The following is a 16,276-nucleotide window of genomic DNA, read 5'->3' as shown; positions in this document are numbered from 1 at the left end:
AATATGGTGGTTGTAATAAGACATATGAGCCGACTTAGCTTTAAACGATACCATGACACCTTGTATGCCACAGACCGCAAGCCGCCGCCCACATGTCCCTTCATCTCATCAACTATGTGAAAGAGCGTTTCCTGCCCCGAACCGTCAGGCTCGAAGCGCCAGCAAGCCGGCGATAGGAGGACCGGAACAGTGGCGCCGATCAATCGATCGACACCGCGTTCCGGTATAAAAAAGAGCGAACTCGCTATCCGCTTCTGCGGAGCGACCCGAAGGTCAGCGAGGCGACCGGCTGGAGAAGCAGAGAGCGTCTCGTCGTCCGGTGAAGCTGCTTATATGGGCGGGTTCAGAAGGCGTCAACAACGTTTTTGCGGTTTTTCGGGTTCCATGTCGTTTTTGCCGCCAGCGCCCCGTTTCCGGCCTTTGGCGCATGGTTCGGGCGACAGCTTCCCCCCTGCCCGCCGCCACGCCATAAGGAAGCACCCGCGCGACAGACGCGCCGTCACGAGAGGATCCGACCTTGTCCCCCGCCCCCACCGCCGCCCGCAACGACGATCGCCACTGGACGCGCGAGGCGATCCGGCGACTGGAGGCGGACTTCTGTCGCTCGGCCGATACCCATCTGATCCGGCTCGATCTGCCGCCGACGCCGGGCATTGCGCTCTACCTGAAGGACGAATCGGTCCATCCGTCGGGAAGCCTGAAGCATCGGCTGGCGCGGTCGCTGATCCTCTATGGCCTGTGTAACGGCTGGATCGGGCCGGATACGGTGCTGGTCGAAGCGACGAGCGGCTCGACCGCGGTGTCGGAGGCGTATTTCGCCAAGCTGCTCGGATTGCGATTCGTCGCGGTCGTTCCCCGTGCCATCGCCAGCGCGAAGATCGCGGCGATCCGCTTCCATGGCGGCGAGGTCCATTTCGTCGACGACCCGCGCGAAGTCTATGCCGCAGCGCAGACGCTGGCCGACAACCATGGCGGTCATTATCTCGACCAGTTCACCTATGCCGAGCGCGCGACCGACTGGCGCGGCAACAACAATATCGCCGAATCGATCTTCGCGCAGATGGCGAAGGAGGATCACCCCGAACCGAGCTGGATCGTGTGCGGTGCCGGAACCGGCGGCACATCGGCCACCCTAGGACGTTTCATCCGCTATGGCAGGCACGGCACCCGGCTGTGCGTCGCCGATCCGCAGGCATCGGTGTTCCACCGCCATTATGCCGATCCGTCCGTCACCACCGTCGAGGGCGACTGTTCGGGGATCGAGGGGATCGGCCGGCCGCGGGTCGAACCCAGCTTCGTACCGAGCGTCATCGACCGGATGATCGCGGTGGACGATGCCGACAGCATCGGCGCAATGCGCGCGCTGAGCGCCCGGCTGGGTCGCCCGGTCGGCGGATCGACCGGGACCAACATCGTCGCCTGTGCCGCGCTAGTCGCGGAGATGGCGTCGGTCGGGGCGCAGGGGTCGGTGGTGACGATCCTGTGCGATTCGGGCCTGCGCTACGGCGACACCTATTTCGACGACGACTGGCTGGCGGCGCGCGGGGTCGACTGGCAGGCCGCGGCGGCACGCTATGGCGCGTTCCTCGGCGACGCGGCGTGATCCCGCTCAGCGTCACCGACCTGTTCACCATCGGCATCGGTCCGTCGAGTTCGCATACCGTGGGGCCGATGCGCGCCGCCTGTGCCTTTGCCACGATGCTGGACGAGGACGGGATCGTGCCGGAGCGGGTCTATTGCGATCTCTATGGATCGCTGTCGCTGACCGGGCGCGGGCATGCCACCGATATCGCGGTGCTGCTGGGGCTGTCGGGTGCCACGCCCGAAGGGGTCGATCCCGATGCGGTCGCCGGTATCGTCGCCGCTATCCGCGACGGCCACACGCTCGACCTCGCGGGGACGACGCCGATCGCGTTCGATCCGGACCGCGACATCGTGTTCCATCCCGGCTTCCTGCCCGGCCATCCCAATGCGATGGCCTGCACCGCGGTGCTGGCCGATGGCAGCCGCATCACCCGCCGTTACTATTCGGTCGGCGGCGGCGCGATCCGGTCGGAGGGTGATGCGCCGCCGCGGATCAACCTGACGCTGCCGCACCCGTTCATGACCGGCAACGACCTGCTGGCGCTGTGCGCGGAGACGCGGCAGTCGATCGCCGAGGTGGTCGCGGCGAACGAGAGCGCGTGGCGGGCCGAGGTCGAGACGCTGGGGTTCCTCGATGCGGTGCGCAGCGCGATGCTGGCATCGATCGATCGCGGCTGTGCCGGGAGCGGCGAACTGCCCGGCGGGCTGAAGGTCCAGCGCCGCGCCCGGGCGATCCGCGAGAAGCTGCTGGAGCGCGGGCCGCGCACCGACCCCAGCGTCGTGTTCGAATGGGTCAGCCTGTGGGCACTGGCGGTGAACGAGGAGAATGCGGCGGGCGGTCGCGTGGTGACCGCGCCGACCAACGGCGCGGCGGGCGTCATCCCCGCGGTGCTGAAATATTACGAGACCTTCGTCCACGGATCGACCCGCGAGGGCGGACGCGCGCTGCTGATGACCGCGGCGGCGATCGGGTTCCTCTACAAACAGAACGCGTCGATCTCCGCCGCGGAGATGGGATGCCAGGGCGAGGTCGGCGTCGCCTGTTCGATGGCGGCCGCCGGCCTCGCCGCCGCGCTGGGCGCGACGCCGGCGCAGGTCGAGAATGCCGCCGAGATCGGCATGGAGCATAACCTCGGCCTGACCTGCGACCCGATCGGCGGGCTGGTGCAGATCCCCTGCATCGAGCGCAACACGATGGGCGCGATCAAGGCGATCAATGCCGCCTATCTGGCGCTGCATGGCGATGGTCGCCACATCGTCAGCCTCGACCAGGTCATCGAAACGATGCGCCAGACGGGCGAGGACATGAAGAGCCAGTACAAGGAGACCAGCCAGGGTGGCCTGGCGGTCAACGTCGTCGAATGTTGAAGGACTTGCGTTTGTCACAGCTTCCCGATTTCGCCGCGATCACGCCCGACAGCATCGCCCCCGCGCTCGACGCCCTGCTGGCGGAACGCGATGTCGTCGCCGAACGCGCCAAGGCGGCGGCACCCGGCTTTGCCGAAACATGGCTGCCGGTCGAGCGGGCCGACGTCGCGCTCGACAATTTCTGGTCGAGCGTGTGGCACCTCCACGCGGTGGCCGACACGCCCGAACTGCGCGACGCGCATGCCAAGGGACAGGCGGTGCTGACCGAACGCGGCATCGGCGCGCAGCAGGACCGGGCGATGTTCGACGCGCTGCGCGCGCTGGCGGTGACGCCGGACTTCGCCGGGCTGGACGATGCCGACCGGGTGGCGGTGGAACGGTCGATCCGCGACCGGACGCTGGCCGGCGTCGCGCTGGACGATGCGGCGCGCGAGCGGTTCAAGGCGGTGGCGACCGAGCTGTCGGCATTGCAGACCGAGTTCGCCAGCGCGGTGCTGGATGCGACCGATGCGTGGACGCTGCACCTGACCGATCCGGCGCGGCTGGCCGGGCTGTCGGAAGCGGACCGGGCGATGATGGCGGCGGCGGCGCAGGCACGCGGGCTGGAAGGCTGGGTCGTGACGCTGCAACAGCCGAGCGTGGTCGCGGTACTGACCTTTGCCGAGGACCGCGACCTGCGGGCCGACGTCTATCGCGCCTATGGCACGCGCGCGTCAGACCAGGGGCCGGACGCCGGCATGTTCGACAACGGCCCGCGCATCCGCCGCATCCTGGCGCTGCGCCACGAGGCGGCGGCGCTGCTGGGCTTTCCCGATCCGGTCGCCCGGTCGCTCAGCACCAAGATGGCACCCGATGTCGGCGAGGTACTGGCGTTCCTGCGCGACCTTGCCGGAAGGGCGAAACCGCATGCCGAGGCCGAGATCGCCGAGCTGAAGGCCTTCGCCGCACGGCATCTGGGGATCGACGATCTCCAGCCATGGGATGTGGGCTTCGTCGGCGACCGGCTGAAGCGCCATGCCCATGCGATCGACCAGTCGGTCATCAAGGCCTATTTCCCGGTCGACCGGGTACTGGCCGGGTGGCGCGACCTGCTGGCGCAGCTGTTCGGCGTCACGCTGACCCGGCGGCCGGACGTCGCGACCTACCACGCCGATGCGCATTACTACGACGTGGCGGATGCGCGCGGCGTCTTCGCCGGGCTGTACCTCGACCTGCATGCGCGGCCGGGCAAGAAGGGCGGAGCGTGGATGGCTCCTGCCCGGCCCTATCTCAACGATCCGGACGCGCCGGGCATTCCCGTCGCGTACATGGTCTGCAACTTCGCGCCGACCGGCGGGGCGACGCCGCTGCTGAGCCATGACGACGTCACCACGCTGCTGCACGAGACGGGGCATTGCCTGCACCACCTGTTCACCCGCGTGCCGCGTCCGGATATCGCCGGGACCACCGGGTTCGAATGGGACGCGGTCGAGCTGCCCAGCCAGTTGATGGAGGACTTCGCATGGGAGCCGTCGGTGCTGGCCGCGATGTCGGGCCATGTCGAGACCGGCGAGCCGCTGCCGCGCGACGTGTTCGAGCGGATGCTAGCGGCGCGGCGGTTCCAGTCGGGTATGTTCCTGGTCCGGCAGATCGAATTCGCGATATTCGACCTGCTGCTGCACCTGGGCAGCCATGGCGACGATCCGATGGCGGTGATCGAGGCGGTGCGCGACGAGGTGGCGGTGGTGCGGGCGCCGGCATGGCACCGTTTCCCGCACAGCTTCGCGCATATCTTCGCCGGTGGCTATGCCGCGGGCTATTACAGCTATCTGTGGGCGGAGCTGCTGGCGGCGGACGGCTTCGCCGCGTTCGTCGAGGCGGGGACGGTCGACCGCGCGACCGGTGACCGGCTGCGCGAGACGGTGCTGTCGCAGGGCGCGGTGCGGCCGGCGATCGACCTGTTCCGCGCGTTTCGCGGGCGCGACCCCGATCCGGCGGCGATGCTGGCGCGGCACGGGCTGGCCTGATCGGCCCAAAGGTCACAAAAGTCACACTCGCGCGCAGTTTGTCGCGCAGTTTGCGTTTGGGGGTTCGCGCGGAGGCGCGGAGACCCCCCTCCGCGTCTCCGCGCGAACCCATTCTTTCTGCTTTGACGACCAGCGATGTGAAAGACCGGTCGCCATCCTGACCGTCCGCCCGCGTGTAGGAAAGCGCTTTCATCCGCTCGCGAACACCGCGCGTTTGGCGGCGGCGATGGCGCGGCCGAGGGCGGGGAGCGGGACGCCGTCGAGCGTGACGCGCAGCGTCCGGCCCTGCCCTTGCGTCACCGTCGCGCGGCCTTCGGGCAGGTCGATGTCGAGCGCCTCGCGTGCGCCCCAATCGAAACCGGGGCGATGGGCGATGGTGACGGCGATCGGGGCGGCCGGGTCCGCCGCGCCACCGTCGCGGCGTAGCGCCGAGGGGGCGCGGGCGAACGCCGCCTGGAACGCTTCGTTGAAGCGCCGCACGCTGCCATAGCCCGCGGCGAAGGCGATGTCGGTCAGCGGCAGGCGGGTATCGTGGACCAGATGCTTGGCGAGGTGGAGCCGGCGGGTCGCCTCGATCGCCAGCGGGGTAAGGCCCAGATGTTCGACGAACAGCCGGCGCAGGTGGCGGTCGCTCATACCCAGCCGTTCCGCGAGCGCCGCGACGCTGCCGTCCGCCAGCGCCCCGTCATCGATCAGGCGCAGCGCGCGGTGGATCGAGGCGAGCGTGCCGGCCCAGGCCGGGCTGTCGGGGGCGGCTTCGGGGCGACAGCGCAGGCAGGGGCGATAGCCCGCCGCCTGCGCCGCCGCCGCGCTGGGATAGAAGGCGACGTTGCCCCGCGCCGGGGTGCGCGCCGGGCAGACCGGGCGGCAATAGATGCGCGTGGTGCGCACCGCGGTGAAGAACAGCCCGTCCATCGCCGGATCGCGGCGTTCGATGGCGGCGTAGCAATGGTCGGGATCGAGCATGGCACGAATGTAGTCGGGCGGCGGCGGGCGACCAGCGGAAAACGGACATGGGCGCTGGCGATGTCCGATTTCCGCTGGCGGCCTTGCCCGGCCGGCGGCAGGTTGCGGTCATGATCCAGTTGCTCCTTTCCGAAACCCTGCCCAGCCCGCTGGGCGCGATCACGATCCTGACCGACGATGCGGGCGTCCTGCGCGCGCTGGAGTTCGAGGACCATCACGACCGGATGGCGCGGCTGCTGCGGCTGCATTATCCGCAGGGGTGGCGGGTCGAGCCCGCTTCCGGCGAAAGCGCGGCGATGCGGGCGCTGGCGGCCTATTTCGCGGGTGACCTGTCGGAGATCGATACGCTGCCGACCGCGACCGGCGGCACCGCGTTCCAGCGCGCGGTGTGGGCCGCGCTGCGCGACGTGCCGGCGGGACGGACGGTCGCCTATGCCGACATCGCCGCCGCGATCGACCGGCCGGGCGCGATGCGGGCGGTGGGCATGGTCAATGGATCGAACCCGATCGCCATCGTCGTGCCGTGCCACCGGATCATCGGCCGGTCGGGGCTGCTGACCGGCTATGCCGGCGGGCTGGCGCGCAAGCAGTGGCTGCTGGCGCATGAGGGGGCGGTGCTGGTGTGACGCGATCGCGTTAGCGGAAGAGATTTTCACGCGGAGGCGCGGAGACGCGGAGGGGTTGCTTCCCGGGCAACGTCACCCCGCGCCAGCGGCCTCCCTCCCGGTTGCAACGTCCGATTCCGTCTCCCGATCGCGGAGGTGTTCGCCCGAGGCGCAACCCCTCCGCGTCTCCGCGCCTCCGCGCGAACCACTCTTCCCTACTTCAACGCCGCAGCCAGATTCTCGCCCGGCGCCAATGCCGCATAGGCACGCTCCACCGCCGCGACGAACACCGCATCCTCGCCCAGATCGCCGAACACATCGCGCATCGCCAGCAACGCCCCCACATCCCCTGCCCGCGACAGCAGCGCGTCGGCACGGGGGTCGACCAGTTGCTCGCCGCTGCCCTTGCGCAGTTCGACGAAGCGGAACCATGCCGCGATCGGGATCGCCAGCCGATCGACCGGACGCCCCGCCGCACGCGCATCGCGGATCGTGTCGCACAGGCGGTAGGGCAGCTTCTGCGACCCGTCCCACGCGATCTGCGCCAGTTGGTGCGCGATCGCCGGGTTGGCGAAGCGGTCCAGCACCGCGTCGATATAGGCCGACAGGTCCATTTCGGCGGGCGGCACGATCGACGGCGCGATGTCCTCACGCATCAGCCGCGCGGCAAAGGCCGCGAGCGGTGCGCAGGCCATTGCGTCGCGCACCGTCGCCAGTCCCATCAGCGACCCGACATAAGCCAGCGTCGAATGCGCGCCGTTGAGCAGCCGCAGCTTCGCATTCTCGAACCCGCGCACGTCGCGGGTGAACTGCGCGCCGGCGAGGTCGAAGGGCGGGCGGTCGCCGGCGAAATCATCCTCGATCACCCATTGGGTGAACGCCTCGCGCTGGATCGGCCATGCGTCGTCGAGGCCGGTGACGGCGCGGACCGACCGGCGCAGCGGGTCGTCGGTCGCCGGGGTGATCGAATCAACCATGGTCGAGGGGAAGCGGACATGGTCGTCGATCCATGCCGCGAGGTCGGGATCGCGCGCGGCGGCGAGGTCGCGGACGGCGCGGCGGAAGCGCGGGCCGTTGTCGGCAAGGTTGTCGCACGCCATCAGCGTGATCGCCCCGCCGCCCGCCGCCCGGCGCGCGGCGAGCCCGGCGACCAGCCAGCCCGACAGCGTCGACGGCTCGGCACCGGTCAGTTCGCGGACGATCGCCGGATGATCGAGGTCGAGCGCCCCTCCGGCGTCGAGGTGATAGCCCTTTTCGGTGACGGTGGTCGTGACCAGCCGGGTGGTCGGCGCGGCGATGCGCGAAAGGATCGCGTTACGGCGCTGCGCGGTGAGCAGCTCTACGATCGATCCGATCACGCGATACCCGGTCGCCTTCCCCAGCAGCGCCAGCGTGTAGAGCCCGTCCTGCGGCCCCAGCGCATCGGCGACCCCGGTCGAATTGAGTGCGACCGCGCTGATGCCCCAGCGCGGATCAGCGCCGAGGATCGCGTCGACACAGGCGGCCTGATGCGCGCGGTGGAACGCGCCGGGGCCGATATGGACGATGCCGGGCGTCACCGCCGACCGGTCGTAGCCGGGTCGGGCGACCGATGCCGGCAGGTCGGCGAGCGTGGCGTCCGACAGCCTCACAGCTTGTACGCCCGCTTGACGAGGCCGTAGGTCAGGTCGTGGGCGACGGCGTGCGCATCCTCCTCCCCCAGCCGGTGCTCGGCGACCAGCCGGGCCAGGAAGCCGCAATCGACGCGGCGGGCGACGTCGTGGCGCGCCGGGATCGACAGGAAGGCACGGGTGTCGTCGTTGAAGCCGACGGTGTTGTAGAAGCCGGCGGTCTCGGTCGTCGCCTCGCGGAAGCGGCGCATCCCCTCCGGACTGTCGTGAAACCACCATGCGGGGCCAAGCTTCAGGCACGGATAATGGCCGGCCAGCGGGGCCAGTTCGCGGGCATAGGTCGATTCGTCGAGCGTGAAGAGGATGATCGTCAGGTCGGTCGCGGTGCCGACGACGTCGAGCATCGGCTTCAACGCCGCGACATAATCGGTGCGGGTCGGGATATCGGCGCCCTTGTCGCGACCATAGGCGTCGAACAACCCGCGGTTATGGTTGCGGAACGATCCGGGGTGGATCTGCATCACCAGCCCGTCGTCGATCGACATGCGCGCCATTTCGGTCAGCATCTGCGCGCGGAACAGTTCGGCGTCTTGGGCATCGGCCGTGCCGGCGATGACCTTTGCGAACAGCGCTTGCGACTCGGGCGGCGACAGGTTGGCGGTGCGCGCCGTGGGGTGACCATGGTCGGTCGAGGTCGCCCCGGCGGCGATGAAGTCCTGCCGGCGTTTGCGATGGGCGTTCAGATAGCCGGTCCAGTCATGGACGTCCTCGCCGGTCAGCCCGGCGAACCTGGCGAGCGCCGGGCGGAAGGCTTCGTGTTCGCAATCGATCACCGCGTCGGGGCGATAGGCGGTGACGACGCGGCCGTTCCAGCCGCTGGCGCGGATCGCGCGGTGCTGGTCGAGCGGGTCGTCGGCGCCTTCGGTCGTCGCCAGCAGTTCGATGCCGAACCGGTCGAACAGCGCACGCGGGCGATAGGCGTCGGTCGCCAGCAATTCGCCGATCCGGTCGTAATAGTCGTCGGCATTGGCGGCGCCCAGCGCCTCGTCGAACCCGAACACCTCGCCGAACACATGGTCGAGCCACAGCCGCGACGGCGTGCCGCGGAACAGGTGCTGGTTGGCGGCGAACAGCCCCCACGCCGTGCGCGGATCGGCGACGATCGTGCAGTCACGGCGCGGAACGGCGAGGTCGTCGAGCGCGATCCCCTGGCTGTAGAGCATCCGGAACAGATAATGGTCGGGCGACAGCAGCAGCTCGGTGGCGTTGGTCCACGCACGGTCGGTGGCGAACCATGCCGGGTCGGTATGGCCGTGCGGGCTGACGATCGGCAGGTCGCGGACGGCGGCATAGAGCGTGCGGGCGATGCCGCGGGTCGTCGGATCGGCCGGGAACAGGCGGTCGGGATGAAGCAGCAGCGCGGACATCGGGTTCTCCTATCCCGTATCGATGCGATATTGTGCCAGCGCTGGCAACGGTCTATTTGCAAGCGATGGCTGACCATTATCCCGCCCGCGCCGTCCGGGTCGATCGTGACGACGACGTCGCGCTGTTGCTCGATCCGGTGGCGGCGGGCGACGTGGTACGCTTCGACGACGAGACTGTCGTGGCGCGGACGGCGGTGCCGCAGGGGCACAAGATCGCGGTGCGCCCGGTCGCGTCGGGCGCGCCGGTGCGGCGCTATCGCGCGGCATTCGGGATCGCGCGGACCGGCATCGCGGTCGGCGAGCATGTCCATGTCCACAATGTCGCGACCGCGCTGTCGGGCGAGGACGCCTATCGCTACGCCCCCGCCCCGCCGCCGGTCGCCGGGGTGCGCGCGGAACCGGGCTTTGCCGGCTATGTCCGCGCGGATGGCAGCGTGGCGACCCGCAACGAAATCTGGATACTGCCGACGGTCGGCTGCGTCGGCCGGCTGGGCGAACGGATCGCGGCGCAGGCGGGGCCGCGCCATGCCGGCCGGATCGATGGCGTCCATGCGTTCAACCATCCGTTCGGCTGTTCGCAGCTGGGCGACGACCTGAACCGGACCGGCGCGATCCTCGCCGCGCTGGCGTGCAACCCCAATGCCGGCGGCGTCGTGCTGCTGGGGCTGGGATGCGAATCGAACCAGCTGGACGCGATGCTCGCGCGGTTGCCGGCCGACGTGCTGGCACGGGTGCGGACGGTTCGGGCGCAGGCGAGCGCCGACGAGTTCGCTGAAGCGATGGCGGCGGTCGACGAACTGGCAGAGGCGGCGGCGGCGCAACGCGTAGCCGTGCCGCTGTCGGCGCTGCGGCTGGGGGTGAAGTGCGGCGGGTCGGATTCGATGTCGGGGCTGACTGCCAATCCGCTGATCGGGCGGATGACCGACCGGGTCGCGGCGGCGGGCGGCACGGTGCTGATGACCGAAATCCCCGAAATCTTTGGCGCGGAACGGCTGCTGATGGCGCGCGCCGCCGACGAGGGCGTGTTCGACCGGCTGGTCACGGTGACCAACCGCTTCAAGCGCTATTTCCTCGACCATGCCGAACCGGTGTCGGAGAATCCCAGCCCCGGCAACATCGCGGGCGGAATCACGACGCTGGAGGAAAAGTCGCTGGGCGCGGTGCAGAAGGGCGGCGTCGCGACGGTGACCGACGTGCTCGACTATGGCGAACCCGTCCGCCGGACGGGGCTGTCGGTGGTCGACGGGCCGGGCAACGACGCGGTGTCGACGACCGCGCTGGCGGCGGCGGGGGCGACGCTGACGCTGTTTTCCACCGGACGCGGCACGCCGCTGGGATCGCCCGTGCCGACGATGAAGATCGCCACCAACCGCGACCTCGCGACGCGCAAGGCCGGCTGGATCGATTTCGACGCCAGCATCGCGCTGGACGACGGACAGGACGCGGCGGCGGATGCGCTGTTGGCACGGATCGTCGCGGTGGCGTCGGGCGAGCCCGCGCGCAACGAGGTGAACGAGGAACGCGCGATCGGGATCTGGAAGTCGGGGGTTACGCTGTAGCCTTCCCGTCGATCAGCACCGCCTGTTGCCAGCGGCCGGGCGGCTTGTCGGTGCGGTGGATGCAGCCGGGCCAGCAGCAGGGACGCTTCTTTCCCTCGACCAGTTCGTCGATGGTCCGCCCGATGCGACGCTGACGGGTCGCGGGCTGCTTCGCATCCTCGATCCAGCAGAGGAACTCGTTGCGGGCGAGCGGGGTCAGCGCTTCCCACAAGGGCGGCAAGCCGTCGGTGGCGAGGGCGGCGGCAAGGTCCTCGGGCATGGCGTGTACCGTGCCGGAGGACGGCCGCACGGTCATGCAACGATCCGCAGGCCGTCGCGATAGTGCGCCGCCTTCGCGACATACACCGCCGCCGACAGCTTCAACCCGGCGAGTTGTTCGTCGCTCAGCGTCTTCACTGCCCGCGCCGGTGCGCCGACGATCAGGCTCCCCGGCGGAAACGTCTTGCCCTCGGTCACCAGCGCGCCCGCGCCGACGACACAATCGTCGGCGATCACCGCATGGTTCAGCACGGTCGCGCCCATGCCGATCAGCACGCGGTCGCCGATGGTGCAGCCGTGCAGCACCGCGCGGTGGCCGATGGTGCAGTCCTCGCCCAGCGTCAGCGGCGCGCCCGGATCGCTGTGCAGGATCGCGCCGTCCTGCACATTGCTGCGCGCACCGATGGCGATCGGGCCGTTGTCGGCGCGGACGACGGCGCCGAACCACACGCTGGCCCCCGCCCCCAGCCGTACCGCGCCGATCAGGTCGGCGGACGGTGCGACCCAGCTGTCGGGGTCGAGATCGGGTGCGGTGTCGGCAAGGGCGTGGATCGGCATGGCCGCGATGCTATCACCCCGCCACGACCGGCGCGAGTTTTGCGCGCAACAGGGTGTCGAACTGTCCCAGCGGGCAACGCTTCGGACAGCCGGGGATGGCGATCGGCTTGTCGACGACGGTCGCGGCACCGCTGCGGATCGCGTCCAGCGGCTGCACCCGATACGACAGCGTGACATGGGGGCCGCGCGCATCGCGCCGCCGGGTCAGGACCAGCGCCCCGCCGGGCGCGGCGTCGTTCGTCGCGAAGCCCGGCGCATCGAGATCGACGCCCAGCGCCGCCGCGAGCGCGGTGACGTTGGTGTCGTGGCCGACCAGCACCTCCAGCCGCGGTCCGGCGGGTGCGGTCAGCGTGCGCAGCATATGGTCGCCGACCGGCCCCGCCTGATGCGCGGCCATATAGGGCGAGCGGGTGAACACATCGAACAGCGCGGCGTGGAGCACACCCAGCCGGCGGATCGTCGCGGCATCGGCGCGGCCGAAGCCGACATCGCGCATCGGCATCCCCTCGGCATATTGCAGCAGGATCACCTGCGCGGTGCCCGAGGTCGCGCGGATCGGCCCGGTGAAATCGATCCCGCGCCCGTCGGCGGAGGGTTTGAGCGTCGCGGGTCCGGGGGTCGAACAGCCGGTCGGCAGGCCGCAGCCGAGCACCCGGTCGAGCGCGCGGATCGCGCCGGCATGGCGCGCGGTCAGGGCGTTCACGCCGCCGGTATGGGCGGTGATCGCCGCCACCGCCTTCGTCGCATCGAACGCGGTGGCGCGTGCGCGCAGCGGTTCGAACAGCGGATCGGTGCGGTCGGCGGGGTTGTGGCCGACGGGCAGGTCGCAGCCGGGCGCCAGCGCGGCGGCATAGGCGCGGCCGGTGGCGATCGTCCGCTCCGGCGTGTTGGTCCAGATGCGGACGCTGCCGGCCGCCGGGCAGCCGGTCGTGCCCAGCCAGCGGCGGTCGTGGCGGGCGAGCTGCGCGATGGCCTGCGCACCGTGCGGGGTCAGATATTCGGGCGCGACCGGCCACGCCGGCCATTGCCCGGCGACCCTGGTGTCGAGCGGCGCCTCGCCGGGGATCGGCGCACGGACGCCGTGCCGCATCAGCATCACGACGCGTTCGACCCGGTCCTGCGCGGCGGCGGGAAGCGGGGCGAGCAGGGTTGCGAGGATCAGGGTGAGGCGCATCGGTGGTTCTTCCTTCGGTTCAATACCGTCGTACCCCCGCGCAGGCGGGGGTCCAGAGCCACGGACGATCCCGCTTGCCGCCCTGCCCCCCCGCCTGCGAGGGGGTACGGTTTGTTGTGGTCGTCGCCCCAGCGCAGGCTGGGGCCTCCTGCGGCGAGGCGCGACGTTCAGGCAACAGGGAGATCCCGGCCTGCGCCGGGATGACGTTTGCGGCTACGGGCAATGCCGGCCGCTTCGACCTCGTGAGGCGGGGCGGCGACCTCGGCCGCCACCCCGCCCGCCTACATCTTCATCGTCAGGCTGAACTGGAACACGCGGCCGGTCTTGAGATAGCCGCCGTTGCGATCGTTCGAGATGTACCGTTCGCTCTTGCCGACCGTCGCCCAATAGCTGTGCTGGTCGAGCAGGTTGCGCGCCGATACGCCGATTTCGAGATTGTCGGTGACCTCGTATGCCGCGCCGAAGTTCAGCTCGCCCGCCGGCTGGACATAGACGTCGGGCTGGCTGTCCTGCACCGCCGCGAGGAACTTGCCGGTATAGTTGTACCACAGGTTCGTGCGGAACCCGCCGCCGGCATAGAAGACCTCGGCATTGTAGATCAGGTCGGGCGCCTGCGGCAGCGTGCTGGTGCGGGTCTGGCGCACGCCGTTCAGCGGGATGACGTAGTTCGCCTCGGTCTTCTGGTAGGTGACGTTGCCGCCGACGCCGAAATTGCCGAGGAAGCTGCCGCCGGCCATGTCGCCGATGGTGAAGCGGCCCGATGCCTCGACGCCCTTCGCCGTACCGCCGCCGCCGTTGATCGGGCGGGTATAGGTGATGCCGTCGATCGTCTCCCCCGCGGTCCGCGTGGCGGTGGTGACGATGAAGTTCGACAGGTCCTTGTAATAGGCGGCGAGCTGGACGTAGCGGCCGACGCCCATCTGGAAATCGACGCCCGCGTCGTAGCTCCACGCCTGGACCGGCTTCAGGTCGGGATTGGGCTGGCTGATCGCGGTGATCGCATTGCCACGCGCGGCGTCGCGGGTGATGCGGGTCGGGCCGGCGAGCAGGTCGAATGCCGGCCGCGCATAGCTGGAGCGCACCGCGCCGCGCACGGTGAGGTTGCCGTTCGGCTTCCACGCCGCCAGCAGGCTGGGGTCGAGATGGTCGTAGTCGCGCCCGGCGTTCACGAAGCGCGGACCGTCGGCATCGGACAGGAAATAGCGCGCACGAAAGCCGTTATCCTCGTAACGGATGCCGGGCATCACCTCCAGCGCGCCGAAGGTCAGCGTCGCGGTGCCGTACAGCGCCTTGCGCGTCTCGTTGCCGTCCAGCAGCCCCTGGTTCAGCGTCGTCTGCGACACCGGGATCAGCGGCACGAAGTCGCGGACCTGCGCGTCGAGCTGCGCGCGCGACAGCACCTTGATCGGGCGCGCGGGATAGTAATCGAGGAAGTCCTTCAGGACATAACCGAGATACTGGTTGATCGACGGCCCGTCGACCGTGCCGCCCTGCAACGGGGTGCGGAAACGGTAGCGGGTATTGTCGGGGGCGAGGCTGCGGCCGTCGCGGTCCGCATCCTCGTACAGTCCGCCGACCTCGACCGACACCATGCCGTTGTCGGTCCAGCCGATGCTGCCCTTCAGCGTCTTCTTGATCTCGCTCAGATAGTCGTAGCCGCGCTGGACATAGAGCTGGGTCGGGCGGTCGAGCGACGCGACATAGCTGGTGGCGCCGGGCGACAATACCGGGCGCGGCGACCTGGCGTTCGACAGGTCGACGACGACGCCCTCGGTCGCGGCGCCGGTGTTGCCGGGCGCGCCGTTATAGGCGATGCCGCGGAACGCCGCCTCGATCCGGGTCGGCTGGTCGAACCGGCCATCGGCATAGGCCCCTTCCAGCGCGGCGGTGAAACCGTTCCAGTGCGCCTTTGCCCCGACCTGGGCCGAGAACAGCTCCTGCTCGACATCCTCGGTGCGGAAATAGCTGGCCGGGCTGACCCCTTGCGGGGTGTAGATGCCCGCGGCGTTGTAGGCGCGGGTGGTGCCGCCGGCGCGCAGCGTGCGCAGCGGGTTGCCGCTCGACTGGCCGGCGGTCGTCTCGTTGCGCAGCCCCGTCTGGTTCATCGTGTTGGTGTTCAGATAGGTTGCGTAGTTGACCCGCGCGAACAGGTCGATCGCGTCGCTGCGATAGTCGAAGGCGCCGGTGGCGCCGTAGCGCCTGATCTTGTTGTTGTAGAAATTCCACTGCACGCCGTTGCCCGACAGCGCGTTCGGATTGTCGCGAGCGGTGCCGACGTCGAACTGCGTCGTCTGGTAATCGCTCTGCACCGCGGTCGATTCCGCCGCGTTGCCGCGTTCCTCCAGATAGCCCGCGACATAGACGCCGAACTGCCCGTCGCTGCCGAAGCGGCGTGCGGCGTCGAGGCCGATCGCGCCGCCGAACGCTTCCTGTTCGCGGTCGAGCGCGAGGCCGGCGACCTGCCCCAGCACGCGGGCGCGGGTGAAGCTCTGCGCGAAATCGAACGCGGTCGGCGTGCGCAGGTCGACGATGCCGGCGATGCTGTCGGCATCCTTGGCCGCGCCCGGGGTCTTGTCGGTCACGATGCTGCCGATCGCGAACGGCGAGAACAGGTTCAGCGAGATCGCGCGGTTGTTGCCCGACGTCTGCGGCAGGCGCAGGCCGTCGAGGGTATAGGCGTTGTAGCTGGTGTCGAACCCGCGGATGGTGACGAACTGCGCCTCGCCGGTCGCGCTCTGGTTGCGCCCCTGGTCGCGGCTGACCGAGACGCCGGGCAGCATCTTGGCAAGGTCGGCGATGCTGGTCTGCGAATGGATCGCGACGTCGCCGGTGGTCACGATGTCGATCGTCGCGATCGCGGCCTGTTCCTCGTTCAGCGCAGTGCGCTGGCGCCGGCCGTTTACGACGATGTCATCGGTCAGCGATTCGCTGGCGGTCTGCTGCGGGGCGACGTCGGTGGCAGGCAGCGCGGCGTCCTGCGCCCGTGCGGTGGCGGGCAGCAGCGTGCCGAGCACCAGTGCGGCGACGCCCCTGGACAGGACAAGCGCGTGGGCGCGCAGCCGGCGTGCCGGCTGCGTCGAAAACGACGTCATGGATGATTCCCCCAAGGAATGTTCGGATGCGTGCGGGGTTGTTCCCCGTTCGGAACGCCGCCTAACCGG

General features: G+C 69.7%; 12 protein-coding genes. 5 read left to right on the top strand and 7 right to left on the bottom strand.

The window, feature by feature from the left end; all coding sequences use genetic code 11:
• The first annotated feature begins 517 nt into the window (after nucleotides 1-517).
• Genes QLH51_RS11425 through QLH51_RS11415 form a run of 3 tightly spaced genes read left to right on the top strand, consistent with a single transcriptional unit; the run spans nucleotide 518 to nucleotide 4,958 of the window.
• Nucleotides 518-1,603: a PLP-dependent cysteine synthase family protein gene (locus QLH51_RS11425; protein WP_125658869.1), complete on the top strand. Its 1,086-nt coding sequence runs from the start codon at nucleotides 518-520 to the stop codon at nucleotides 1,601-1,603.
• Nucleotides 1,600-2,952 carry an L-serine ammonia-lyase gene (locus tag QLH51_RS11420; RefSeq protein WP_241217944.1) on the top strand — a complete coding sequence of 451 codons (1,353 nt, stop codon included), beginning with the start codon at nucleotides 1,600-1,602 and terminating at the stop codon, nucleotides 2,950-2,952. The genes QLH51_RS11425 and QLH51_RS11420 overlap by 4 nt, the downstream gene beginning before the upstream one ends.
• An 11-nt stretch (nucleotides 2,953-2,963) precedes the next feature.
• Nucleotides 2,964-4,958, top strand: coding sequence for a M3 family metallopeptidase (locus QLH51_RS11415; RefSeq protein WP_206429083.1), 1,995 nt, complete (start codon nucleotides 2,964-2,966; stop codon nucleotides 4,956-4,958).
• Nucleotides 4,959-5,147: 189 nt separating this feature from the next.
• On the opposite strand, the gene QLH51_RS11410 is transcribed toward QLH51_RS11415, so the two are convergent.
• The gene (locus QLH51_RS11410; protein WP_125658875.1) at nucleotides 5,148-5,924 is read right to left on the bottom strand and encodes a bifunctional transcriptional activator/DNA repair enzyme AdaA; all 777 of its coding nucleotides are present in this window, start codon (nucleotides 5,922-5,924) and stop codon (nucleotides 5,148-5,150) included.
• A 47-nt stretch (nucleotides 5,925-5,971) separates the two neighbouring features.
• Here QLH51_RS11410 and ogt point away from each other — a divergent pair, with 47 nt between their 5' ends.
• Nucleotides 5,972-6,550: a methylated-DNA--[protein]-cysteine S-methyltransferase gene (gene ogt / locus QLH51_RS11405; RefSeq protein WP_206429084.1), complete on the top strand. Its 579-nt coding sequence runs from the start codon at nucleotides 5,972-5,974 to the stop codon at nucleotides 6,548-6,550.
• Between the two features lie 194 nt (nucleotides 6,551-6,744).
• Here ogt and QLH51_RS11400 read toward each other — a convergent pair whose 3' ends face one another.
• Together QLH51_RS11400 and uxaC are read right to left on the bottom strand one after the other, a co-directional pair.
• The gene (locus QLH51_RS11400) at nucleotides 6,745-8,160 is read right to left on the bottom strand and encodes a mannitol dehydrogenase family protein (RefSeq protein WP_125658878.1); all 1,416 of its coding nucleotides are present in this window, start codon (nucleotides 8,158-8,160) and stop codon (nucleotides 6,745-6,747) included.
• Entirely contained in the window at nucleotides 8,157-9,566 is a 1,410-nt protein-coding gene (gene uxaC, locus QLH51_RS11395; protein WP_125658881.1) for a glucuronate isomerase, read from the bottom strand. Before uxaC ends, QLH51_RS11400 begins: the two co-directional genes overlap by 4 nt.
• 65 nt (nucleotides 9,567-9,631) lie before the next feature.
• On the opposite strand from uxaC, the gene QLH51_RS11390 reads away from it, so the two are divergent.
• Nucleotides 9,632-11,125 carry a UxaA family hydrolase gene (locus tag QLH51_RS11390; protein ID WP_125658884.1) on the top strand — a complete coding sequence of 498 codons (1,494 nt, stop codon included), beginning with the start codon at nucleotides 9,632-9,634 and terminating at the stop codon, nucleotides 11,123-11,125.
• Here QLH51_RS11390 and QLH51_RS11385 read toward each other — a convergent pair.
• The 4 genes from QLH51_RS11385 to QLH51_RS11370 all read right to left on the bottom strand — a co-directional run bounded on the left by QLH51_RS11385 (nucleotide 11,115) and on the right by QLH51_RS11370 (nucleotide 16,207).
• Entirely contained in the window at nucleotides 11,115-11,420 is a 306-nt protein-coding gene (locus QLH51_RS11385) for a YdeI/OmpD-associated family protein (protein ID WP_125658887.1), read from the bottom strand. The genes QLH51_RS11390 and QLH51_RS11385 overlap by 11 nt on opposite strands.
• Nucleotides 11,417-11,941, bottom strand: a complete 525-nt coding sequence (locus QLH51_RS11380; RefSeq protein ID WP_125658890.1) for a gamma carbonic anhydrase family protein — start codon at nucleotides 11,939-11,941, stop codon at nucleotides 11,417-11,419. The genes QLH51_RS11385 and QLH51_RS11380 overlap by 4 nt, the downstream gene beginning before the upstream one ends.
• 13 nt (nucleotides 11,942-11,954) lie before the next feature.
• Nucleotides 11,955-13,115, bottom strand: a complete 1,161-nt coding sequence (locus QLH51_RS11375; protein ID WP_125658893.1) for a histidine-type phosphatase — start codon at nucleotides 13,113-13,115, stop codon at nucleotides 11,955-11,957.
• Between the two features lie 281 nt (nucleotides 13,116-13,396).
• Nucleotides 13,397-16,207, bottom strand: a complete 2,811-nt coding sequence (locus QLH51_RS11370; RefSeq protein ID WP_125658896.1) for a TonB-dependent receptor — start codon at nucleotides 16,205-16,207, stop codon at nucleotides 13,397-13,399.
• Between the last annotated feature and the right edge of the window lie 69 nt (nucleotides 16,208-16,276).

This window comes from Sphingomonas sp. 2R-10, from assembly GCF_030062225.1.
Classification (GTDB): domain Bacteria; phylum Pseudomonadota; class Alphaproteobacteria; order Sphingomonadales; family Sphingomonadaceae; genus Sphingomonas.
The sequence above is the reverse complement of the archived record's forward strand: the minus strand, read 5'-3'. Positions and strand labels throughout refer to the sequence as shown.

What these genes read in the sequence shown, in the direction of transcription:
- QLH51_RS11390 (WP_125658884.1), top strand. Translation starts at nt 9,632, where the DNA reads ATGGCTGACCATTATCCCGCCCGCGCCGTCCGGGTCGATCGTGACGAC.
- uxaC (WP_125658881.1), bottom strand. Translation starts at nt 9,566, where the DNA reads ATGTCCGCGCTGCTGCTTCATCCCGACCGCCTGTTCCCGGCCGATCCG.
- QLH51_RS11375 (WP_125658893.1), bottom strand. Translation starts at nt 13,115, where the DNA reads ATGCGCCTCACCCTGATCCTCGCAACCCTGCTCGCCCCGCTTCCCGCC.
- QLH51_RS11410 (WP_125658875.1), bottom strand. Translation starts at nt 5,924, where the DNA reads ATGCTCGATCCCGACCATTGCTACGCCGCCATCGAACGCCGCGATCCG.
- QLH51_RS11380 (WP_125658890.1), bottom strand. Translation starts at nt 11,941, where the DNA reads ATGCCGATCCACGCCCTTGCCGACACCGCACCCGATCTCGACCCCGAC.
- QLH51_RS11370 (WP_125658896.1), bottom strand. Translation starts at nt 16,207, where the DNA reads ATGACGTCGTTTTCGACGCAGCCGGCACGCCGGCTGCGCGCCCACGCG.
- QLH51_RS11385 (WP_125658887.1), bottom strand. Translation starts at nt 11,420, where the DNA reads ATGACCGTGCGGCCGTCCTCCGGCACGGTACACGCCATGCCCGAGGAC.
- ogt (WP_206429084.1), top strand. Translation starts at nt 5,972, where the DNA reads ATGGGCGCTGGCGATGTCCGATTTCCGCTGGCGGCCTTGCCCGGCCGG.